This is a genomic window from Candidatus Lariskella endosymbiont of Epinotia ramella, from assembly GCF_964019805.1.
GTDB lineage: Bacteria > Pseudomonadota > Alphaproteobacteria > Rickettsiales > Midichloriaceae > Lariskella.
This window is the reverse complement of record NZ_OZ026472.1, coordinates 1,174,087-1,197,090: the sequence shown is the minus strand read 5'-3', so window position 1 is coordinate 1,197,090 and position 23,004 is coordinate 1,174,087. Positions and strand designations below refer to the sequence as shown.

The following is a 23,004-nucleotide window of genomic DNA, read 5'->3' as shown; positions in this document are numbered from 1 at the left end:
AGTTACGGCTTTGATCCATTTATACTCAAATTCCTCATAATAATTAAAGGAGGGTCTTTCTCATTGATTGTGTAAATTTTTTAGAGCCATTAAAATCTCCCATCAAATTTGATTATAAAATGAGCCATAGCTTCATTCCAGTTAGAGATAGGCATGGTCCATTTTTTGGTAATATAATCAATCGTTAGGTATAAAACCTTGAATACCGAATCATCATTTGGGAAAACACGCTTATTTCTTGTAACTTTTCTCAACTGACTATTCAGCGATTCTATAGCATTTGTAGTGTAAATTATCTTACGGATACTCTCTGGATATTGCAGAAATATTACAAGATTCTCCCAATTATTATACCAGGATTTTGCTATATGTGGATATCGTTTACTCCATTTCTTATCAAAAGATTCTAGGGCAAGATGCGCTTCATCTTCAGTAGCAGAGCTATAAATAAGCTTTAAATCTGATGCCAATAATTTTCTGTCTTTATATGATACATACTTCAGGCTATTTCTAATTTGATGTACTATACAAAGCTGATGCTCAGTTTTGGGATAACTTGCGCATATAGCTTCAGACATACCAGTCAGGTTATCACTACAGGCAATTAATATATCTTTTAATCCTCGATTCTTCAATTCAGTAAAATTACTAAGCCAGAATTTAGATCCTTCATTCTCACTTATCCATAATCCTAAAATATCTTTCCGGCCCTGTAAATCTATACCCAGCGCAACATATACTGATTTATTAATTATCTGTTTATCTTGCCTTACCTTAACTATTAAACAATCAAAATATACTATAGGATATAATGGTTCAAGAGGTCTACTCTGCCAAATTCTAACCTCATCAATTACATCATCTGTAACCCTACTAATTAAACTCTCACTAACTTCTGCTCCATATAATTCTTGTAATTGGATCTTGATATCAGACAAACTCATCCCCTTGGCATACAGAGATATTATCTTTTGATCTAAACCATCTATTCTTGTTTGATTCTTGGAGACAATTACAGGTGCAAATTTACCTTCTCTATCTCGCGGAATATTTAACTCGATACTGCCATTCTCAGTAATCAAATTCTTATTATAATGACCATTCCTGCAATTCTCAGTTTCAGACCTATCATATTTGTTATAACGAGTCTTTATCAAAGATTGTGTAAATTATAGTAGAGCCTATATTTGGAATTAATAAAGAATATAGGTAATTAGAATGAAGACAGAAAAGAATAAGAAAATAAATGAAGCGATAGATTTACTGATAGAAGGAGGAGCGGATTTAAAGACAGTACTGAAGCAGGATGGATTGATTAAGGAATTAACGAAGAGTATTTTGGAGAGAGCCTTGCAGGCAGAAATGTCTGAACACTTAGGTTATAACAAATATGATAGGTCTGAAACTGAGAATTGCAGGAATGGTCATTATAATAAGAATTTGATTACTGAGAATGGCAGTATCGAGTTAAATATTCCGCGAGATAGAGAAGGTAAATTTGCACCTGTAATTGTCTCCAAGAATCAAACAAGAATAGATGGTTTAGATCAAAAGATAATATCTCTGTATGCCAAGGGGATGAGTTTGTCTGATATCAAGATCCAATTACAAGAATTATATGGAGCAGAAGTTAGTGAGAGTTTAATTAGTAGGGTTACAGATGATGTAATTGATGAGGTTAGAATTTGGCAGAGTAGACCTCTTGAACCATTAGACCTCTTGCATAACCATATAAATTGATTAAAATCCTTGATTTTATCAAGGATAACATGAAGTTTGAAAACATCAAAGATGAATACGCAGAAGAGTTTCGCAGGCTTACTGGCATTAAACGAGGAACGTTTGAAGTTATACTAAGTATATTAAAAGAAGCTGAAGCTATTTTAAAGTCTCAAGGTGGAAAACCCAATAAATTGGCTTTAGAAGATCGATTACTCATGACGCTTGAGTACTTGCGTGAATACAGGACATATTTTCATATTTCCCGCAGTTATGGAATAAGTGAAAGTGCCTGTTATCGTAATATACGTTGGATTGAAGATACTCTAATTAAAGATAAACGATTTTCACTACCTGGACGTAAAGCATTACTAAAAAGCGATTCTGAATACGAACTTGTGTTAATTGATGCTACTGAAACACCGATAGAACGACCTAAAAAAAACAGAAGCACTTTTATTCGGGAAAAAAGAGGCGACATACTCTAAAAACTCAGCTTATTGTGGATAAAAGGAAAAAAGAAATCATTTGCACTAATTTTTCTAATGGCAAGCGTCATGATTTCAGGTTATTTAAAGAATCCGGAGTTCACATCCACCCTGAGATTAAAGTTCTTACAGATACTGGTTATCAAGGCATTGATAAGTTGCATTATAATTCAGAGTTACCAAAGAAAAAGACAAAAAAGCGACCACTAAGCAGGAAAGATAAAAAGAAAAATCGTCAATTGTCTAGTGAACGTGTTTTAAATGAAAACGTCATAGGCATGATCAAACGATTTAAAATTATCGCTGATCGTTATAGGAACAGAAGAAAACGATTCGGTTTAAGGTTTAATTTACTTGCTGGTATCTATAACTTTGAGCTTTAAATAGGTTATGCAAGAGGTCTATTATATCCTATAGTATGAGTCTTTATCAAAGATTGTGTAAATTATAGTAGAGCCTATATTTGGAATTAATACAAAGAGAATTATTGAGACGGATGTTACAGGTTTTGTGGCTGGCGAGGATGGTTTGGAAGGAGTTAAGGGTCAAGTGATATCTCGCGAAGGTAAGCTACTTGGAAGTAGCATTATTTCTGGCACTTTAGGAGATTTTGCTAACAATTTTGATACAAATGCACTAGCTCGTCTTGCACAATATTACATTTCAAGGACGGAAAGCCTGCAGCCTGTTATAGAAATTGGTGCTGGTAGTAAGGTTGACATAGTTTTTACAGGTGGCGCATTTTTTGGAGCAGATGATACTAAGCAGGCGATTGAAAATAGCCGCTCTAGTAGATCTGACAATCATGAGCGACAAGATAATTTTGTACAATCTTTGAACTAACGGTTGATATGCAATTGAGTTTTTCAGCCTATCGTTTTGCTGCGATATTACTTTTGGGTTGCTGTACAATATAGTAAATTGAGCTGAGGTTTGCGTATTAAAGAATTGAACTAAAACATACATATGTTATTACTTTTTTCCGAAAATCTTCGCTGCATGAGGATGCCATTTTCCTTTGGGTGTAGCACATATCTATATATATACGCAAACTACAACTTAATTTACCATATATAAAGATAAGGCGGAATGTGAAATTGGAAAACGCGTTTCTTGCCAAAGAATATCTAAAGTTAATGAGCTTGTAGATAATAATGAACTGGAAGATTTTATTAATCATCAAAATTGCAAAAGTAGGAATTGCCAGAGGATAGAATCCTTATCTATAGAAGAGTATACTGCACCATTAATTCAAACCATTTGTTTTAAATGATCCGATTTTTTAGCAAAAAATTAGCTTAAATATATAAAAGCTGGTATTCTATATTTTAAAGCTTGATGTAACCTTTTGTTGTTACCAAGGTATAAATTCTTCTATCCTTCTTTCCAAGCTGCCTACATCATCAGGTCTATAATAATAGATCACTTCTTGCTTTAAAATCCTCCAAAGTCTTTCTATATATATTATCAAAACACCTACCAACATGATCCATACTGATGCTTACATTTTTTAGTTGTAATTTTGTATAAATTCACTGCTGGTATATTGTGAACCTTGATCAGTATTAAATATCTCTGGAACTCTTGTTTGCTAATGCCCTTTCTAATAATGCCATGCAAAATCCTGCTTCCAGAGAATATGATAAATCATAGCCTATAATATATCTACTGTGTAAATCGATCATAGCTGTAAAATACATGAACTTGCCATTAATTTTTATATATAGCAAAAGCGTTATAAAAGGAGTATGAGTGAAGGATTTGCTATGCTATGCTATCAAAGGTATAACTATAGAGAAAAAAATGACCTATCCGCTCTCATTCAGAAAAAAGATATTAAAGATCAAGGCAAAAGAAGAGTTATCATTTTCTGAGGTTGCGAAGAAATTTGGAATATCCAAAGCTGCAATATTTCGTTGGAGTCAAAATATTGAACCACAAAAGTATAGGCATAAGAAATGGAGCAAAATAGACGTTGTAGCACTCAAGAAGGATATAGAAGAGTATCCAGATAGCTATTGCTATGAAAGGGCAGCACGCCTGTGTGCTAGTACAACCGGGATAAGAGATGCGCAATATCGCTTAGGTGTTAGCTATAAAAAAAACTCTAAATCATCCAAAAGCGGATCCAGAAAAAAGATCTATGTTTTGCCAAAGGATTGCTGATTTGGAAAATGAAGGGAAGCAAATTGTTTATATTGATGAAAGCGGCTTTGCTCACGATATGCCTAGAACACATGGTTATTCGATTAAGGGACGGCGTTGCTATGGCAAGCATGATTGGGGTGCCAAAGACAAGAACGAATGCTATTGGGGCTTTGATGGGAAGCACTTTAGTTGCTATTGGGTTGCTAACAGGATCGGTTGATACATCAGTGTTTACATGTTGGGTGGAAAACATTTTATTACCCAATATTCCCCCAAATTGCGTGATTGTAATGGATAATGCAACTTTTCATAAAGGTGTTGATATGCAGCAATTGATTGGAAATTCTTGCCACACATTGCTTTATTTGCCTCCATATTCTCCAGATTTAAATCCTATTGAGAAAAAATGGGCCCAAGCTAAACAAATTCGACGTAATACCAACTGTACGCTTGATGAACTCTTTACAAACTATTTGTCATAATCTTTTTATGACGCTTTAGCTATATGCAATATCACTTGCCCATTTCCTTACGGATTTAAAGCGCTATTTTGACACTCGGGGCAGCATTTCATGCTTGTTTCGAGACTTTTGGCGCGCGTACTTTTCAGTCATTTAAGATTCTAGATGCAAAACCACTCATTGATCTTTAGCTAACTAGCAATAAACTTTTCTATGTGTTTAGTACTCATCTCTCAACGCAAATAGCGATACCCATTCCACCACCTATGCATAGAGTAGCAAGCCCACGTTTTGCATTTCTTCTTTCCATTTCATGTAAAAGAGTTACAAGTATTCTTGCACCTGATGCACCTATCGGATGGCCAAGAGCTATGGCACCACCATTAACATTTACTTTTGCTTCGTCCCATCCCATTGCTCTATTCACATATATTGCTTGCACTGCAAATGCTTCATTAGATTCTATCAAATCTAGATCTTCGACTTTCCAACCAGCAAGCAACAGTGCTTTCTGAGATGCAGCAACAGGTCCTGTACCCATTATATCAGGACTAACACCTGATTGAGCAAAAGATTTTATAGTGCCCATAATCTTAAGACCACGCATCTTAGCTTCAATGTTATCCATCAAAATTACTACAGCAGCTCCATCATTCACTCCGGAAGAATTTCCAGCAGTTACAGTTCCGTTTTGCTTAAAAGCAGGAGATAGCTTAGCAAGTCCTTCTATAGTCGTGCCACTTCTTACAAACTCATCTGCTGCAAAGATCACCTCTTGTTGACGCACATTAAAACTTATTGGCACTATCTCTTTAGTAAATCTACCACTTTTCTGAGCTTCTTCTGCTTTCATCTGAGAAAAAAGTGCGAATTGATCCTGTTCCTCTCTAAAAATCTTGAATTTTTCCGCTATGTTTTCAGCAGTGATGCCCATATGTACGTTTTCAAATGCATCTGTTAAGCCATCAACTATCATAGAATCTGCTAGTGTTGCGTTCCCAAGCTTTACACCTTTGCGCATATGTACAAAATGAGGTGAGCAAGTCATACTCTCTTGGCCGCCTGCAATTACAATATCAGCAGCACCGTTTGCGATAGAGTAAGCCCCAGTCATTATTGCTTTTAAACCAGAACCACATACCTGATTTACTACAAAAGCAGGTACCTCTTGTGGAATATTAGCGTGCATAGCCGCCTGTCTTGCCGGGTTTTGACCTGTTCCTGCAAGAAGAACTTGACCCAAGATGACTTCTGATATCTCATCTCTTTTGATATGAGTTACGTTTAAAAGATGATTTATAACGTGGGAAGAAAGCTGATAAGCAGGTATATGACCAACTGTACCATTTAAATTTCCTATGGCTGTTCTAAATGCACCTACAATTGCTATTTCTTGATTCATTTTTTTACTCATTGATTTGTTGTATAACAATATCAAAAAAATCTAAAATCATCCATAATAAAATCATGTGCTATGCAATATAAACCACTCAATATTAAAATAAAATGACGTGCTAGAAATTTTTTATATATAAAATCCAATGCTAATCCATGAAATTTTACTAAAAAATAAATGTTTATAGAATGTATACATTAAACTTATTAAAAAATCATGTTAACAGCAATCAATATATAGTCATAATTGCAAAACTTGGTTTTGCTCATTCAATGACCAAAATCAATTTGAGAAAAATCTAGTTCCGATAGCATCTTGTACCTCAAGCAATGTCTCTTTTGCTGTCAATCTTGCGACAGTACTGCCATGTTTCAATGCTTCGAGCGCATCTTTTCTATCTAAAGATGTTCTTATATCTCTAATTGGATCTAGAAACTCTTGCAAAATGCTATTTAATCTTTTCTTAAGTACAATATCACCAAGACCACCACGTTTGTAATGACTTTTTAATGCACTGAGCTCATCTTTATTACAATCAAAAATGTCAAGATAAGCAAACACTACATTGCCTTCAATTTTGCCAGGATCTGAAACTTTTATGTGTTCTGGATCTGTAAACATAGAAAATACTTTTTGTTTTACTATTTCTTCAGAATCTGAAAGAAAGATCGTGTTGCCAAGAGATTTACTAGCCTTAGACTTTCCATCAATCCCAATCAGCCTTGGAGCTTTACTAAGGTGTGCCTTTGCTTCTTTTAAACAAGAGGTGTTATAAATCCTATTAAAACGTCTCACTATTTCATTTGTCTGTTCGATCATAGGAAGTTGATCTTCTCCAACTGGCACCAAATCTGCCTTAAATGCTGTAATGTCAGCGGCTTGACTAATTGGATAACATAAAAATCCTACTGGCAGCTCATTATCATAGCCTTTTTGTTTAATTTCAGATTTTACAGTTGGGTTTCTTTCTAGTCTACCAAGGTTAACAAGGTTCATATAATACATGGTCAATTCTGCCAGTTCTGGCACTTGAGATTGTATAAAGATAGTGCTTTTTTGAGGATCTATTCCAACTGCTAGATAATCTAACATTACCTCAATTACACTATCTTTGACCTTTTTTGGATTTTCGAAATTATCTGTCAATGCTTGCATATCAGCAATCATTATGAATTGCTTGCATGTGTCTTGCATTGAGATTCTGCTTGATAAAGAACCAACATAATGTCCAAGATGGAGCGGACCACTTGGTCTATCGCCTGTCAAGACAACAGACTGATCATTACTTGCATTTTTATTTAAACAATCTTGCATCTTCTAAATACCAATTACTTCAATCTATAATTTTATTTTTGAAATCGAGTTTTTGTTAAGTTTTTCTGCGTAGCTCTTCCTACTGCAAGATTATTGTCTGGTACATCAGATGTTATTACGCTTCCCGCTCCAATAGTTGTGTTTTTTCCTATATCTCTTGGAGCTACTATGCTTGTGTTTGAACCGATAAATGACTCACTTCCCACTCTGCACTTAGACTTTGTTTTGCCATTATAATTGCAAAACACTACACCAGCCCCTATATTTACATTATCCTCTATTAAAGTATCTCCAATATATGCAAGGTGCATTACTTTAGTAATACTGCCAATTTCACTATTCTTAACCTCAACAAAATTCCCTACCTTTGCGCCAGTATGTAACCTTGTAGTTGGCCTAATTCTAGAAAACGGTCCAATAAAACATTCATTATCAACCTTTGCCCCCTCGATATGTGAAAAAGAGAATATTGTGACATTGCTGCCTATAGAAACATTTTGCCCAATGTATACATTAGGATGTATTGTAACGTCGCTGCCAAATATAGTGTCATAAGATAGAAATACACTTGCAGGATCAATCATTGTCACTCCTTGCATCATCCAAAATTCTCTCAGCGTATTTTGCATCAAAGCTTCCGCATGAGCTAGCTGTATTTTATCATTAATGCCAAGCACTTCCGCTTCATCTACCAATAAACCTTTCGCATTACCTCCATTTGAAGATGTAAAGGAAACTATATTAGTCATGTAATATTCACCAATAGCAGATGGTTTATTATTTTTTATAAAATCCAGAGCGATTTCTCTAGTAAATGCGATAGTTCCACCATTACATAATTTGATCTGTTTTTGTCTCTCTGTAGCATCACAGTCTTCAACTATATTTTCAATGTCCATCTCCATCTCTGTCACTTGAGTATAGTCTGCATTTTGCAGCTCAAACATATGACTCAAAGAAAGCTCTGTATTTTGTTTAGATCTTGCAATTATTCTACCATATCCGCTTGGATCTTTTGCATTAAACGTCAATAATGAAACTGCATATCTAGAAAGATTTGATAATAATTTCAGAACAGTTTCACCCTTCAAGAATGGAGCATCTGCATACATTACGAGTATAAACTTTTTTGGAGTAGAATGCTCAATAGCAGATCTTACAGCATCCCCTGTTCCAAGTTGCTTTTCTTGTATAATAACGCAAAAGTCATATTTGCTTGATAATTGTTCGATCTCAGGCATTGCACTGATTCTACTATTTAGAACGACACGAACATCACTGATCTTTAAAGATTTAGGAACCAAAAGTGCATATTCAAGAAGACACAGGCCAGCAACTTTGTGTAGCACTTTTGGAGTTTGTGAGCGCATTCTACTCCCTGTTCCAGCTGCTAATATTATTACAGTGGTTTCATTTAAAATTTCGTAGTGAGAAACCATAGGTTGGGCTTCATTATACTTCATAGATAAAAAACTGTTCTCCAACAAAAAGAGTAAATCCTAACGGCAAGCTACACTATTTTTCCATTATGCTCAAACATAATAACTCTGATAGATGATTGTTATATTATATACTTGAGACTTTGCTTACTTAATCAAAGAATTTTTAGAGTGTTTTGTTTTAAAAATAGAAAATAAAATGGCAATAGACAGAATTCCTACTATTACACACAATGACACTGCTGTTGGAATATGAATGCCTTGCACAAGCAAAATCATTTTACATCCTATATAAAAGAGCATTATAGCGAGTGCATGCCTCAAGTATATAAATTTATCTATGATGCTAGATAGCATAAAATACATGGATCTTAGACCAAGTATAGCAAAAATATTGGACGTGAAGACTATAAACACATCATCAGTAATTGCCAGTATTGCTGGAATAGAATCAAGCGCAAAAATTAAGTCCGATTGCTCTATTAAGACTAATACAACAAACAAACTAGTCATTGACCATTTGCCACCTTCTTTGATAAAAAACTTGTCTGTATTAGAATTTGTGCTAATTCTGAAATATTTTCGCAAAAAAATCAGCAGCTTTCCTTCTTTATCATTATCCTGTTTCGGTTTTATGGCATCTATCATAAAACGAACTCCACTGTAAATAAGGAATGCCCCAAATACATAAAAAATCCACGTAAACTGGTTTACTAAGTAGATCCCAAAAGTAATCATCAAAAGTCGCATTATAATCGCGCTCAAGATGCCTATAAACAAGACTTTATGTTGATATTGTTTCTTAATCTTGCAAATTTCAAATAGCAGTATGAATACAAATACATTGTCAAAACTGAGTGCAAGTTCTATGACATACCCTGTCAGAAACATTAGTGCGTCCTGCTGTCCTCGTTGTAGGTATACACCATAGCAAAAAGCTATAGCAAGCAAAACCCAGCCCAACGTCACTTTGCTTGAAACTTTAATATCATCCATTTTTAGAAATCGGCTAATAATAACCAAATCTAGCAGTATAAAAAACAAGACCATTACTGCAAAGATAATCCACATATAAAACGAATCAACCATCTTCAATCTCTCAAAAAGAAATAGCTAATTTATAAGCACGAAACACTAAACGCTTTTATACCATATTATTATACCAAATAACACACCGAACACTGCAACTTTTCGTGTAACTCATCTGGTAATGTAATGTTATTTTAACATAACGATGGCGTATATCATAATATTATTACCATAGCATGTAGAGCCTAGCTATATATAGTTGCTCTGATAGCTTTCATGACGCGACTAACTATTTATACCACCACATAATAACAACAGGTATTTAGAATAAATTTTTATTCATTTGGAATCTACAATATAATCGCCATTTTAGGCGAAACACTGACTTAAAATTTATCAAAAGACAAGGTTTAGCATGACTTTTTTATGCTACTTTAGCGATATATGTTAAATTAAATTCGGATATAAATATGGTTTGCATTTCTCAATTGATTAGAATGCAATGTCAATTTTGTAATTTTATAGTTGATTATAAAATCCTAGCAAAGTGAATTTCATACATCTTTAGAATAGTAAAAATAAAATAGTCAAAGCTTACAATATAACATGCTGTTACTGCAAATATAACTTGCGCATAAAACGAAGCAATTACCTATAATCTCTCAGAAAGAGATGAATTCTAGCATGAACATGCAAAACACTTTTAAATTTTATTATTTATAAGCGGCTATATACCGCTCTTCTGCAGAGCGCGTACTTTTGCAGGAATTAAATTAATAATATAGCGCAAATTTTAATAATATAATATAATTTTAATATTATGGTGTAATTTTAACATACAGTATGGAAGATGACGCATATGACAGATCTAAATTGTAAATCTCATCAAAATCAAGAAGATGCTATATGTGAGATAGAAAGTGACCAAGATACATCAAGGAATTCTACAGCTGTTAATTACCAAGATAAATTACTATTAGACCTCTTGCATAACCATATAAATTGATTAAAATCCTTGATTTTATCAAGGATAACATGAAGTTTGAAAACATCAAAGATGAATACGCAGAAGAGTTTCGCAGGCTTACTGGCATTAAACGAGGAACGTTTGAAGTTATACTAAGTATATTAAAAGAAGCTGAAGCTATTTTAAAGTCTCAAGGTGGAAAACCCAATAAATTGGCTTTAGAAGATCGATTACTCATGACGCTTGAGTACTTGCGTGAATACAGGACATATTTTCATATTTCCCGCAGTTATGGAATAAGTGAAAGTGCCTGTTATCGTAATATACGTTGGATTGAAGATACTCTAATTAAAGATAAACGATTTTCACTACCTGGACGTAAAGCATTACTAAAAAGCGATTCTGAATACGAACTTGTGTTAATTGATGCTACTGAAACACCGATAGAACGACCTAAAAAAAACAGAAGCACTTTTATTCGGGAAAAAAGAGGCGACATACTCTAAAAACTCAGCTTATTGTGGATAAAAGGAAAAAAGAAATCATTTGCACTAATTTTTCTAATGGCAAGCGTCATGATTTCAGGTTATTTAAAGAATCCGGAGTTCACATCCACCCTGAGATTAAAGTTCTTACAGATACTGGTTATCAAGGCATTGATAAGTTGCATTATAATTCAGAGTTACCAAAGAAAAAGACAAAAAAGCGACCACTAAGCAGGAAAGATAAAAAGAAAAATCGTCAATTGTCTAGTGAACGTGTTTTAAATGAAAACGTCATAGGCATGATCAAACGATTTAAAATTATCGCTGATCGTTATAGGAACAGAAGAAAACGATTCGGTTTAAGGTTTAATTTACTTGCTGGTATCTATAACTTTGAGCTTTAAATAGGTTATGCAAGAGGTCTATTGATTCAAAATTTGGCAATAACCAAAGCTGTCAGAATAAACAAAGCAGCGTCTCACAAAGAGCTTGCTACAAGCATGAAAAATGCTCTTGTAAGTATAGAGACAAAAATGGAAAAACAGGATGATGCTAAATTAAAACAATTACCATCGCTATTTCAAGAAGATACAATTACAATACCCAAATCTCTACACAATTCTAAGCGACATACCAAGGATATAATGGGATAAACGGGTTTATCCCATTGATTGTGTAAATTTTTTAGAGCCATTAAAATCTCCCATCAAATTTGATTATAAAATGAGCCATAGCTTCATTCCAGTTAGAGATAGGCATGGTCCATTTTTTGGTAATATAATCAATCGTTAGGTATAAAACCTTGAATACCGAATCATCATTTGGGAAAACACGCTTATTTCTTGTAACTTTTCTCAACTGACTATTCAGCGATTCTATAGCATTTGTAGTGTAAATTATCTTACGGATACTCTCTGGATATTGCAGAAATATTACAAGATTCTCCCAATTATTATACCAGGATTTTGCTATATGTGGATATCGTTTACTCCATTTCTTATCAAAAGATTCTAGGGCAAGATGCGCTTCATCTTCAGTAGCAGAGCTATAAATAAGCTTTAAATCTGATGCCAATAATTTTCTGTCTTTATATGATACATACTTCAGGCTATTTCTAATTTGATGTACTATACAAAGCTGATGCTCAGTTTTGGGATAACTTGCGCATATAGCTTCAGACATACCAGTCAGGTTATCACTACAGGCAATTAATATATCTTTTAATCCTCGATTCTTCAATTCAGTAAAATTACTAAGCCAGAATTTAGATCCTTCATTCTCACTTATCCATAATCCTAAAATATCTTTCCGGCCCTGTAAATCTATACCCAGCGCAACATATACTGATTTATTAATTATCTGTTTATCTTGCCTTACCTTAACTATTAAACAATCAAAATATACTATAGGATATAATAGACCTCTTGCATAACCATATAAATTGATTAAAATCCTTGATTTTATCAAGGATAACATGAAGTTTGAAAACATCAAAGATGAATACGCAGAAGAGTTTCGCAGGCTTACTGGCATTAAACGAGGAACGTTTGAAGTTATACTAAGTATATTAAAAGAAGCTGAAGCTATTTTAAAGTCTCAAGGTGGAAAACCCAATAAATTGGCTTTAGAAGATCGATTACTCATGACGCTTGAGTACTTGCGTGAATACAGGACATATTTTCATATTTCCCGCAGTTATGGAATAAGTGAAAGTGCCTGTTATCGTAATATACGTTGGATTGAAGATACTCTAATTAAAGATAAACGATTTTCACTACCTGGACGTAAAGCATTACTAAAAAGCGATTCTGAATACGAACTTGTGTTAATTGATGCTACTGAAACACCGATAGAACGACCTAAAAAAAACAGAAGCACTTTTATTCGGGAAAAAAGAGGCGACATACTCTAAAAACTCAGCTTATTGTGGATAAAAGGAAAAAAGAAATCATTTGCACTAATTTTTCTAATGGCAAGCGTCATGATTTCAGGTTATTTAAAGAATCCGGAGTTCACATCCACCCTGAGATTAAAGTTCTTACAGATACTGGTTATCAAGGCATTGATAAGTTGCATTATAATTCAGAGTTACCAAAGAAAAAGACAAAAAAGCGACCACTAAGCAGGAAAGATAAAAAGAAAAATCGTCAATTGTCTAGTGAACGTGTTTTAAATGAAAACGTCATAGGCATGATCAAACGATTTAAAATTATCGCTGATCGTTATAGGAACAGAAGAAAACGATTCGGTTTAAGGTTTAATTTACTTGCTGGTATCTATAACTTTGAGCTTTAAATAGGTTATGCAAGAGGTCTAATGGTTCAAGAGGTCTACTCTGCCAAATTCTAACCTCATCAATTACATCATCTGTAACCCTACTAATTAAACTCTCACTAACTTCTGCTCCATATAATTCTTGTAATTGGATCTTGATATCAGACAAACTCATCCCCTTGGCATACAGAGATATTATCTTTTGATCTAAACCATCTATTCTTGTTTGATTCTTGGAGACAATTACAGGTGCAAATTTACCTTCTCTATCTCGCGGAATATTTAACTCGATACTGCCATTCTCAGTAATCAAATTCTTATTATAATGACCATTCCTGCAATTCTCAGTTTCAGACCTATCATATTTGTTATAACCTAAGTGTTCAGACATTTCTGCCTGCAAGGCTCTCTCCAAAATACTCTTCGTTAATTCCTTAATCAATCCATCCTGCTTCAGTACTGTCTTTAAATCCGCTCCTCCTTCTATCAGTAAATCTATCGCTTCATTTATTTTCTTATTCTTTTCTGTCTTCATTCTAATTACCTATATTCTTTATTAATTCCAAATATAGGCTCTACTATAATTTACACAATCTTTGATAAAGACTCTTGCAAATATTAATGCGTGGTCTTCACCTCTTTTTGAAGCTTTGCTAAGTCAGATTTAGAAAGCCCTGTTGCATTTTCAATAATGCTAATATCTAATCCTTGCAATAAAAGATTCTTTGCAATTTCAATGCGTCCTTTCTCCATACCTTTCTCCATACCTTTCTCCATACCTTTCTCTATACCTTTCTCTATACCTTCAAGTCTACCTTTCTCCATCAATTGATCAGCTATTGTCATAATTTCCTCTTGCTTATCTACAAATGTTTCACTTAAAAACTTAATAATCTTTTCTGGATCTTTTGACTCTCCACGCTCTAGAATATACAAAATTATGCTTCTTGTATAAACAGAATTTTCTTTATTAATTCTTGAAAGAAGAGACGATATATTTTGTAAGAGCGGTAAAATATTAGGTAACCTGATATTCTTCAGCATAAGCTGCATTATTCCGCTAAACAACTCCTCCTTTAGATCTTCATCTGATATCTTGTTTAATTCTATTACTTCAAATTTACTACTCAGTAACCTTCTTGCAAACTCAGAATCATGAAATAAATCAAAAAAACTGTACGGCGCTTTGTAAGGTTCTTGCCCAGTATAAAGAACAAGCGGCATTACATACGGTAACTTCTTAGTTCTTGGGTGCTGCCTTAAGTGATGTTCCATGATTCTAAGCACATATTTCCAAAGCCTAAATGTCATAAAGTGCTCTTGGCGAGTTTGTTGCTCAGTCAATAAATAAAGATATCCTGGCTCACCATTTTTTAGTGCAACAGAAAATAAAACATCTACGATGCCATCATCTAAATCATTATCTATAAAACTTTCTTTTTTATGTTCTATAGATCCTAGATCTACTTTTTCTAGTATATCACGTGGCAAATATGTTTTCAAAAACTCTTGGGCTGTTCTTTTATGCGATATTGCGTCTTTGAAAAACCTATCATGATAGGCATTAGACTTAATCTTTTTATCTGGCATCTTTTGATATTGTCAATTCATCACATAATATAGTGTATGTAAATAATAATTTGTCTCTAAAATTGCTGTTTCACATATCAATTTAGCATACCTAAAGTAATATTAGCTATATACTACTCAATGTACCATAAAATCTAAACTAAAGCTAGCTTTATTAGCCGAAAATAGCGCAAAAACCCCTCAACAGCCATGCTTTATTTGGTATCTAAAACCATGCCTAATTTAATCCCATCAATGATTTGCTTTTATTCAAAAGTTTAGAAACGATATCAACTTTTGAGATAGCTGAAATGTCTGGTATATTTTGTATGAATCACTAAGAAACAGTCAAACCTATATTTGACTAAGCTAATGCAACAACAAGACTATTATTTTTAAAATCCTTTTATTAAAGGTACAAAGCTTACAACAAGGAAATTAGCACAAGATACCACTTTCATCGCTGTTGTAAGCATGCGCAAAAAACGCGACAGTTGATTTTAGCATTTGTGATAAAAAAGTATATCTATCTTTAGTTAGCAATTCCACCTTATGAGGAATAACATAACTTGACTAATTAACGCTCTATATCTATACTATGTAACACAGTATGATGTTTGAGTTCGTGGTGAGGTGTGCTCTCCTATGTTCTGTCTATTCTCTCTTAGCACATTCTTATTTGCCTAAAGCACACAGTGCTAAAAATCACGTAAAAAGTATCGAATAAATCTACAGTTTTTCTCATTCCATTTTTTGTCTTGGACCAGTAAAGCCGTATTATTTTGATCAAGAGAATATTATTTGTGAAACATGCAAGGGTTATAACAAATAGGTTCAATAAATTTTTTACTTTAGAGTATTAAGTCTAAAAAATTCTTTCAAATCTTTTTAATGTGTCGTATTTCTTTTTGATCACTATTTACTGCTTCCAAAGCAGTATGATGCTCTTGCGAACGTTTCACTGCAAATTTTCATAAATCTAGATTTATTATGAGGTTCATATGAAAATGCAGAGTGGTGTAATAAATTGGGGTAATCTATATACGGATGATGCTACAGAAATTAGAGTATTGGAATTACTAGAGAGTTTGAAGGAAGAGTTACAGTTTGAGCATAGTGTAGTGGATAAAGAAGTGTTTACGAAAGCGATGCACCAGATAATGGATAGCGTGGTCAGTAAGATGAATTTGTTTGATCACACTCAATTGGTTAAGTCTATCCAAGCCGTGGCCATTATTGTAATAAATAACTCTTGGTTATACTTCGTGCCTTCCGGATTTAATAATGCATGGCTCCAGGCCGCTACTAACCACTTAGATCAATTTACGCCGACAGAGCTAGCAGTAAGCATAGATGCTATAACTTACTTAGGTCTTGATGATAGTCAGGAGAGTCAAGCATTTGGTAATGCATGGATGGCAGCTGCTACTCAGCAATTAAAGAAGTTTACCTCAGAAGATCTAGCAATGATAATATATTCTATATATGACTTAAAGAATAATGAGAGTCAAGAATTTGAGCGTGAATTGATGAAAGTTGTTACCAAGAAATTAAATGAATTTAAGCCAAAAGAGCTAATGATAAGCATACGTGCTATGGGGGGCTTAGGATATGCTGAGAGTCAAGAATTTGAGCGTGAATGGACAAAAGTTGCTACTAACAAATTAAATGCATTTAATCTAGAAGAGCTGGCAACAATAATATACTTTATAGAGTACTTAGGGTATGCTGAGAGTCAAGAATTCGCGCGTGAATGGACAAAAGTTGCTACTAACAAATTAAATGCATTTAAGCCAGAAGAGCTAGCAATTAGCATACGTGCTATAGAGTACTTAGGATATGCTGAGAGTCAAGAATTCGCGCGTGAATGGACAAAAGTTGCTACTAACAAATTAAATGTATTTAAGCCAGAAGAGCTAGCAATTAGCATACGTGCTATAGAGTACTTAGGATATGCTGAGAGTAGAGAATTTGAGCATTCATGGATCCAAACTGTCATTGGCAGATTAGATGAATTTAAGCCAGAAGAGCTAGCAATGAGCATAGAGGCTATAGCTAGCTTAGTGCATTCTGAGAGTAGAGAATTTGAGCATTCATGGATCCAAACTGTCACTGGCAGACTAGATGAATTTAAGCCGGAAGAGCTAGTAATGAGCATACGTGCTATAGGGTACTTAGGATATGCTGAGAGTCAAGAATTTGAGCGTGAATGGATAAGAGTTGCTACTCAGAAATTCAATGAATTTAAGCCAGAAGAGCTAGCAATCAGCATAGAGGCTATAGCTAGCTTAGGATATTCTGAGAGTAGAGAATTTGAGCATTCATGGATCCAAACTGTCACTGGCAGACTAGATGAATTTAAGCCAGAAGAGCTAGTAATGAGCATACGTGCCATAGGAGACTTGGGAGATGATGAGAGTCAAGAATTTGAGCGTGAATGGATAAAAGTTGCTACTAACAAATTAAATGAATTTACGCCAGAGGAGCTAGCGATGATAGTACATGCCATAGATCACTTATGGTATGATGATAATGGAGAATTTGCGCGTGAATGGACAAAAGTTGCTACTAACAAATTAAATGAATTTAGGCCAGAAGAGCTAGCAATAATAGTACGTGCTATAGATGCATTATGGTATGATAGTGACAGAGAATTTGAGCGTGCATGGATAAAAGTTGCTACTTGGAAATTAAGTACATTTGAGCCAAAAGAGCTAGCAATAACCATAAATGCTATAGCTGAGTTAAAGTACAAGTATTATAGTAAAGATAATAGAGAATTTGAGAATGCATGGGTTGAAACAGCTACTCTCAAATTAGGCGAATTTAAACCAGAAGAGCTAGCGATAAGCATAGATGCTATAGCTAGATTAGGGCATCATGAGAGTCAAGAATTTGAGCGTGAATGGATGAAAGAAGCTGCTCTCAAATTAAACGAATTTAAGCCAAAAGAGCTAGCAATAAGCATACGTGCTATAGGGGACTTAAGGTACAAGTATCATAGTGAAAATAATAAAGCATTTGAGAATTCATGGATAGCAGCAGCTGCTCTCAAATTAAATGAATTTAAGCCACAAGATCTAACAATAAGCATAGATGCCATAGCTACATTAGGGCATCATGAGAATCGAGAATTTGAGCGTAAATGGATGAAAGAAGCTACTCTCAAATTAAACGAATTTAAACCAAAAGAGCTAGCAATAAGCATAAATGCTTTAGCTAAATTAGAGCATCATAAGAGTCAAGAATTTGAGCGTGGGATATTTGAGTATAATTGGATAAGAGTTGCTACTCAGAAATTAAATGAATTTAAGCCAAAAGATCTAGCAATAACCATAAATGCTATAGCTAACTTAAAGTATCATGGTCAAGAATTTGCCAATGAGTTTACCAATATCATGACAAATCAATTAGGTATTGACTCTCGCACAGAAGAGTTTCAAAACATCAAATATGCACTTGATGTGTTATTGTATAGTGGTACTACTAACGAATTTGGAAATGGATTGATCCAGATTGTGAGGAGTGAATTAGGTAATAACGCAAAAGAATTGGCAACAATCGAAAAGGCTCTGCATGCGTTATGGTATTATGATAGTAAAGAATTTGAGCATGAATGGATAAAAGCTGCTACTAAGAAGTTGAATGGCTTTCAGCCAGAAGATCTAGCGATGAGTATGTGTGCTTTAGCTAAGTTAGGACATGCTGATTCTAAAGAATTTGAGCGTGAATGGATAAAAGCTGCTACCAAGAAATTAAATGGCTTTCAGCCAAAAGATCTTGCAATGAGCGGATATGCTCTAGCTCAATTAAATAATCCATCTGTCTCCTTTAAGAGTCTTTATCAAAGATTGTGTAAATTATAGTAGAGCCTATATTTGGAATTAATAAAGAATATAGGTAATTAGAATGAAGACAGAAAAGAATAAGAAAATAAATGAAGCGATAGATTTACTGATAGAAGGAGGAGCGGATTTAAAGACAGTACTGAAGCAGGATGGATTGATTAAGGAATTAACGAAGAGTATTTTGGAGAGAGCCTTGCAGGCAGAAATGTCTGAACACTTAGGTTATAACAAATATGATAGGTCTGAAACTGAGAATTGCAGGAATGGTCATTATAATAAGAATTTGATTACTGAGAATGGCAGTATCGAGTTAAATATTCCGCGAGATAGAGAAGGTAAATTTGCACCTGTAATTGTCTCCAAGAATCAAACAAGAATAGATGGTTTAGATCAAAAGATAATATCTCTGTATGCCAAGGGGATGAGTTTGTCTGATATCAAGATCCAATTACAAGAATTATATGGAGCAGAAGTTAGTGAGAGTTTAATTAGTAGGGTTACAGATGATGTAATTGATGAGGTTAGAATTTGGCAGAGTAGACCTCTTGAACCATTATATCCTATAGTATATTTTGATTGTTTAATAGTTAAGGTAAGGCAAGATAAACAGATAATTAATAAATCAGTATATGTTGCGCTGGGTATAGATTTACAGGGCCGGAAAGATATTTTAGGATTATGGATAAGTGAGAATGAAGGATCTAAATTCTGGCTTAGTAATTTTACTGAATTGAAGAATCGAGGATTAAAAGATATATTAATTGCCTGTAGTGATAACCTGACTGGTATGTCTGAAGCTATATGCGCAAGTTATCCCAAAACTGAGCATCAGCTTTGTATAGTACATCAAATTAGAAATAGCCTGAAGTATGTATCATATAAAGACAGAAAATTATTGGCATCAGATTTAAAGCTTATTTATAGCTCTGCTACTGAAGATGAAGCGCATCTTGCCCTAGAATCTTTTGATAAGAAATGGAGTAAACGATATCCACATATAGCAAAATCCTGGTATAATAATTGGGAGAATCTTGTAATATTTCTGCAATATCCAGAGAGTATCCGTAAGATAATTTACACTACAAATGCTATAGAATCGCTGAATAGTCAGTTGAGAAAAGTTACAAGAAATAAGCGTGTTTTCCCAAATGATGATTCGGTATTCAAGGTTTTATACCTAACGATTGATTATATTACCAAAAAATGGACCATGCCTATCTCTAACTGGAATGAAGCTATGGCTCATTTTATAATCAAATTTGATGGTAGAATTTAATGGCTCTAAAAAATTTACACAATCAATGAGAAAGACCCCCGAAATCACTTCCTGTACATGGAAATCTACATGATAAATCAAATCAACCTGCTGCAATATCAGGCATTTATGCTATAAATGAGCTTAAATATGTTGCCGGCAACACATCAGGATATGACGATTTTAAATTTGCTGTGGTTGATTCAAAAGATTCTGAAAGTAGTGAATGTAGCGCAACGATCAAGTTGACACAGGCTCCTGTAAAGCCAGCATGTAGTAATTTTGGTGTACTTGCAAACGTGGGAGCGAAATACCTGCTAAATCTTCAATCATATACCAGCCCATCTCGCAGTGGTATGAGAATAAAGTTGCACAGCTTGCCTACTTGCAGCACTATAAGCGATGCAAGTATAAATGCAGCTACACTTGGTACTGCTTATGGTATAAATGAACTTGTATACACAACATGTAGATCTGTTGTCGCAGAAAGCGTTTCATATACGGCATTTGATTCACAAAGCTCACTAGAAAGTGAAAAGTGTACTATTGGAATAACAATGAGTGCCTATTCACCTACGGATTCTTCTGGAGCTGATACAATATTACCGATCCATCTGGCTCTGCTAGTGCGCCAAGCTGCATGGATTTTAGTATAACTGTTGATCAAAATAAAAAGTATCAACTAGAATTCCAGCCTTATATTGAACCTACTAGCGGTACTAGAGTAAAGCTTTATACACTCCCTGAGTGCGGTAATATCATTGACGAACATCTTGATAGGGCAATTGTAAAAGCAGCATATAGTGCAAGTAGTCTTGTATATTCTGCATGCGGTACAAATATGAGCGAAAATATCTCCTATGCATCGATCAACGAGCATGGTATGGAGAGTGAAGAATGTACACTTGGTATTGTTTATAACAGCTCATCTTGGACTGATACTTGGTGGGGTAAAGTGATCATATATGGAGTCCCTGCAATTGCAGCTGGTGCTGGTCTATGGCTAACGCTATATAAATTGAAACAAAAAGGAGCATGCTGTTGGAAAAAAGCTGTTGTTGAAACAGCAAAAGAGGTTGTGAAGCCTGTACAAATTGCTGCGACTGTTGCTAGCGCAGATGCAGTTATTAATTCTGAAAGTATTGGATTAAGTTTTGGTGTACAAGCAAAATCTATGATATCTTCTGCTCACTTCGCGGTGGATGAGCTTTTGTCAGGACAGGATATTCTAGAAATTTGTAATGTACCTAATTCTATAGATATTTTACTCAACGGTATATAAATATTTCTGTTGTCTTGCTGCCTGCCAATCTCAGGATTTACATGCAGCAGAGACGGCAAATTTGTTTTCGAGTCAAGTGGTCTAGTCCCTGTTCTTCTCATCTTTCTGCAGCTTTAATATAGCAGTTCTAGAGAGTCCGGTTGCATGCTCAATCATATCTATATCCAGTCCTTGCAACAAGAGATTTTTAGCAATTTTCATCTTTTCTGCTAACTGACCTTCTATTTTACCTTTCTCAAGACCTTCAGCTATGCCTTCTATCTTCCCTTCAGCGAAGCTATCTGCTTGTGCTTTTTTAAGTGTGTTTGCTTCGATCATAAGCCATTTTCTATGTGCTTCGTAAGCATCACGCTCCGCTTTAGAAAAATTCATCTCCTCTAAAACATCAATTGCCTTCTCTAGGCTTGGATCATCTAATTCTTTAGGCAATTTATCCTTTGCTAGCAGATCATAACGTGATAAAAACATTACCCACTTATCTAGTGAAGTTTTAATCTTCGGCAGAAATTCCTTAAGTTCTGCGTTCGTTATATCAAACTTATTTAGCTCGATTGTATGCAGCTCTATGTCGTCAAAATAATGAAAGCCATTTTCTTTCTCACGCAGATGAAATACATTGTGATATTTTTCAACTCCTGGAATGCTGAGAAAGTTTAAAATATGTATGCCAATTGCTTTATTGAGAGATGAATAATCGGCACCTTTTTGTAGCTGCTCAGTATAGAGTTTTGCCCAGTAATATAGGGCGCGTTTATCATAGTCTGCTTCATCACTGATTTGTATTTCAATATTATAACGTCTGCCAGTGTTGCCTCTGGCTTTTATATCAAGCACAGACAGCTTATCATTACGGAAGTTTCTTGGATTGTATGGATTTAAAAGCTCGATATCTGCAACCTGATCTTCCTTTGAGACAATAGCATTAATCAGCGACATCAGAAGATCTTTATTTTCCTCAACTCCGAACAATTTTTTGAATGCAATGTCGACTCTAGGATTAACATCGTTGCTCATTTTTTAACTCTTTTTAGCTTTTATTCAAGATGTATAAATATGCAAGTATTATATCATAAAACACATGCGATATATACTATAAACAGTAAGATGCGCATCTGTAAGCTAATTTCTTCAAAATACGTGCTTGTATATCAGTTATGGTGCTTCCGCTATATTTCATCTGGCATAAATCTAATTCTTGGCAATATTAAAAACAATTAAAATAACTAGCCGTTCATTTATTCTCAATCATTCATAAAATTCTCTATGTTTTTTAAGAAATATAAAAATTATATCTGGAAAAAATTATTAATAAAATAGAGTATAAGCTGAA

General features: G+C 34.3%; 22 protein-coding genes. 13 read left to right on the top strand and 9 right to left on the bottom strand.

What is annotated here, in order from left to right:
- Positions 1-89: 89 nt before the first annotated feature.
- Positions 90-1,157 (bottom strand): IS256 family transposase, encoded by a 1,068-nt coding sequence (locus AACL20_RS05150; RefSeq protein WP_339051907.1) that lies wholly within the window; start codon positions 1,155-1,157, stop codon positions 90-92.
- 61 nt (positions 1,158-1,218) lie between these two features.
- On the opposite strand from AACL20_RS05150, the gene AACL20_RS05145 reads away from it, so the two are divergent.
- The 5 genes from AACL20_RS05145 to AACL20_RS05125 all read left to right on the top strand — a co-directional run bounded on the left by AACL20_RS05145 (position 1,219) and on the right by AACL20_RS05125 (position 4,837).
- Positions 1,219-1,740 (top strand): transposase, encoded by a 522-nt coding sequence (locus AACL20_RS05145; protein ID WP_339051906.1) that lies wholly within the window; start codon positions 1,219-1,221, stop codon positions 1,738-1,740.
- A 29-nt stretch (positions 1,741-1,769) separates the two neighbouring features.
- Positions 1,770-2,590, top strand: a protein-coding gene (locus AACL20_RS05140) for an IS5 family transposase (RefSeq protein WP_339051669.1) whose coding sequence is annotated in 2 segments (ribosomal slippage) — positions 1,770-2,157 and positions 2,157-2,590 — 822 coding nt in all. Because the reading frame shifts where the segments join, the coding sequence is not laid out codon by codon here.
- Positions 2,591-2,651: 61 nt separating this feature from the next.
- Entirely contained in the window at positions 2,652-3,050 is a 399-nt protein-coding gene (locus AACL20_RS05135; RefSeq protein ID WP_339052685.1) for a TrbI/VirB10 family protein, read from the top strand.
- Between the two features lie 909 nt (positions 3,051-3,959).
- Positions 3,960-4,373 carry an IS630 transposase-related protein gene (locus AACL20_RS05130; protein WP_339051860.1) on the top strand — a complete coding sequence of 138 codons (414 nt, stop codon included), beginning with the start codon at positions 3,960-3,962 and terminating at the stop codon, positions 4,371-4,373.
- Between the two features lie 8 nt (positions 4,374-4,381).
- Positions 4,382-4,837, top strand: a complete 456-nt coding sequence (locus AACL20_RS05125; protein ID WP_339051861.1) for a transposase — start codon at positions 4,382-4,384, stop codon at positions 4,835-4,837.
- A 205-nt stretch (positions 4,838-5,042) separates the two neighbouring features.
- Here AACL20_RS05125 and AACL20_RS05120 read toward each other — a convergent pair whose 3' ends face one another.
- The 4 genes from AACL20_RS05120 to AACL20_RS05105 all read right to left on the bottom strand — a co-directional run bounded on the left by AACL20_RS05120 (position 5,043) and on the right by AACL20_RS05105 (position 10,036).
- Positions 5,043-6,218, bottom strand: a complete 1,176-nt coding sequence (locus AACL20_RS05120; protein WP_339042510.1) for an acetyl-CoA C-acetyltransferase — start codon at positions 6,216-6,218, stop codon at positions 5,043-5,045.
- Positions 6,219-6,494: 276 nt separating this feature from the next.
- The gene (trpS, locus tag AACL20_RS05115) at positions 6,495-7,526 is read right to left on the bottom strand and encodes a tryptophan--tRNA ligase (RefSeq protein ID WP_339051905.1); all 1,032 of its coding nucleotides are present in this window, start codon (positions 7,524-7,526) and stop codon (positions 6,495-6,497) included.
- Positions 7,527-7,558: 32 nt separating this feature from the next.
- A complete protein-coding gene (locus AACL20_RS05110) occupies positions 7,559-8,989 on the bottom strand; it encodes a bifunctional N-acetylglucosamine-1-phosphate uridyltransferase/glucosamine-1-phosphate acetyltransferase (RefSeq protein WP_339051904.1) in 1,431 nt (476 codons plus the stop codon).
- A gap of 123 nt (positions 8,990-9,112) precedes the next feature.
- Entirely contained in the window at positions 9,113-10,036 is a 924-nt protein-coding gene (locus AACL20_RS05105; protein ID WP_339052684.1) for a TerC/Alx family metal homeostasis membrane protein, read from the bottom strand.
- A gap of 817 nt (positions 10,037-10,853) precedes the next feature.
- Between AACL20_RS05105 and AACL20_RS05100 the strand changes: the two genes are divergently transcribed.
- The 3 genes from AACL20_RS05100 to AACL20_RS05090 all read left to right on the top strand — a co-directional run bounded on the left by AACL20_RS05100 (position 10,854) and on the right by AACL20_RS05090 (position 12,099).
- On the top strand, positions 10,854-11,000 hold the full coding sequence (locus AACL20_RS05100; RefSeq protein ID WP_339051903.1) for a hypothetical protein: 147 nt from the start codon (positions 10,854-10,856) through the stop codon (positions 10,998-11,000).
- A 29-nt stretch (positions 11,001-11,029) separates the two neighbouring features.
- Positions 11,030-11,850 (top strand): IS5 family transposase gene (locus AACL20_RS05095; RefSeq protein WP_339051669.1). Its coding sequence is split into 2 segments (ribosomal slippage): positions 11,030-11,417 and positions 11,417-11,850, totalling 822 coding nucleotides; the frame shifts between segments, so codons are not numbered across the junction.
- A 21-nt stretch (positions 11,851-11,871) separates the two neighbouring features.
- Entirely contained in the window at positions 11,872-12,099 is a 228-nt protein-coding gene (locus AACL20_RS05090) for a hypothetical protein (RefSeq protein ID WP_339051902.1), read from the top strand.
- A gap of 40 nt (positions 12,100-12,139) precedes the next feature.
- On the opposite strand, the gene AACL20_RS05085 is transcribed toward AACL20_RS05090, so the two are convergent.
- A complete protein-coding gene (locus tag AACL20_RS05085; protein WP_339051901.1) occupies positions 12,140-12,922 on the bottom strand; it encodes an IS256 family transposase in 783 nt (260 codons plus the stop codon).
- On the opposite strand from AACL20_RS05085, the gene AACL20_RS05080 reads away from it, so the two are divergent.
- Positions 12,921-13,741 (top strand): IS5 family transposase gene (locus tag AACL20_RS05080; RefSeq protein WP_339051669.1). Its coding sequence is split into 2 segments (ribosomal slippage): positions 12,921-13,308 and positions 13,308-13,741, totalling 822 coding nucleotides; the frame shifts between segments, so codons are not numbered across the junction. The genes AACL20_RS05085 and AACL20_RS05080 overlap by 2 nt on opposite strands.
- On the opposite strand, the gene AACL20_RS05075 is transcribed toward AACL20_RS05080, so the two are convergent.
- Positions 13,704-14,255: a transposase gene (locus tag AACL20_RS05075; protein WP_339051900.1), complete on the bottom strand. Its 552-nt coding sequence runs from the start codon at positions 14,253-14,255 to the stop codon at positions 13,704-13,706. The genes AACL20_RS05080 and AACL20_RS05075 overlap by 38 nt on opposite strands.
- Positions 14,256-14,338: 83 nt before the next feature.
- Positions 14,339-15,310, bottom strand: coding sequence for an Rpn family recombination-promoting nuclease/putative transposase (locus AACL20_RS05070; RefSeq protein WP_339051899.1), 972 nt, complete (start codon positions 15,308-15,310; stop codon positions 14,339-14,341).
- A gap of 980 nt (positions 15,311-16,290) precedes the next feature.
- On the opposite strand from AACL20_RS05070, the gene AACL20_RS05065 reads away from it, so the two are divergent.
- The 4 genes from AACL20_RS05065 (at position 16,291) to AACL20_RS05050 (ending at position 21,674) form a co-directional block, all read left to right on the top strand.
- Positions 16,291-19,155 (top strand): hypothetical protein, encoded by a 2,865-nt coding sequence (locus AACL20_RS05065; RefSeq protein ID WP_339051898.1) that lies wholly within the window; start codon positions 16,291-16,293, stop codon positions 19,153-19,155.
- Positions 19,156-19,198: 43 nt separating this feature from the next.
- Positions 19,199-20,413 (top strand): IS256 family transposase, encoded by a 1,215-nt coding sequence (locus tag AACL20_RS05060; RefSeq protein ID WP_339051897.1) that lies wholly within the window; start codon positions 19,199-19,201, stop codon positions 20,411-20,413.
- A gap of 173 nt (positions 20,414-20,586) precedes the next feature.
- On the top strand, positions 20,587-21,048 hold the full coding sequence (locus tag AACL20_RS05055; RefSeq protein ID WP_339051896.1) for a hypothetical protein: 462 nt from the start codon (positions 20,587-20,589) through the stop codon (positions 21,046-21,048).
- A complete protein-coding gene (locus tag AACL20_RS05050; protein WP_339051895.1) occupies positions 21,033-21,674 on the top strand; it encodes a hypothetical protein in 642 nt (213 codons plus the stop codon). The genes AACL20_RS05055 and AACL20_RS05050 overlap by 16 nt, the downstream gene beginning before the upstream one ends.
- 81 nt (positions 21,675-21,755) lie before the next feature.
- On the opposite strand, the gene AACL20_RS05045 is transcribed toward AACL20_RS05050, so the two are convergent.
- Positions 21,756-22,688 (bottom strand): Rpn family recombination-promoting nuclease/putative transposase, encoded by a 933-nt coding sequence (locus AACL20_RS05045; RefSeq protein ID WP_339051894.1) that lies wholly within the window; start codon positions 22,686-22,688, stop codon positions 21,756-21,758.
- Between the last annotated feature and the right edge of the window lie 316 nt (positions 22,689-23,004).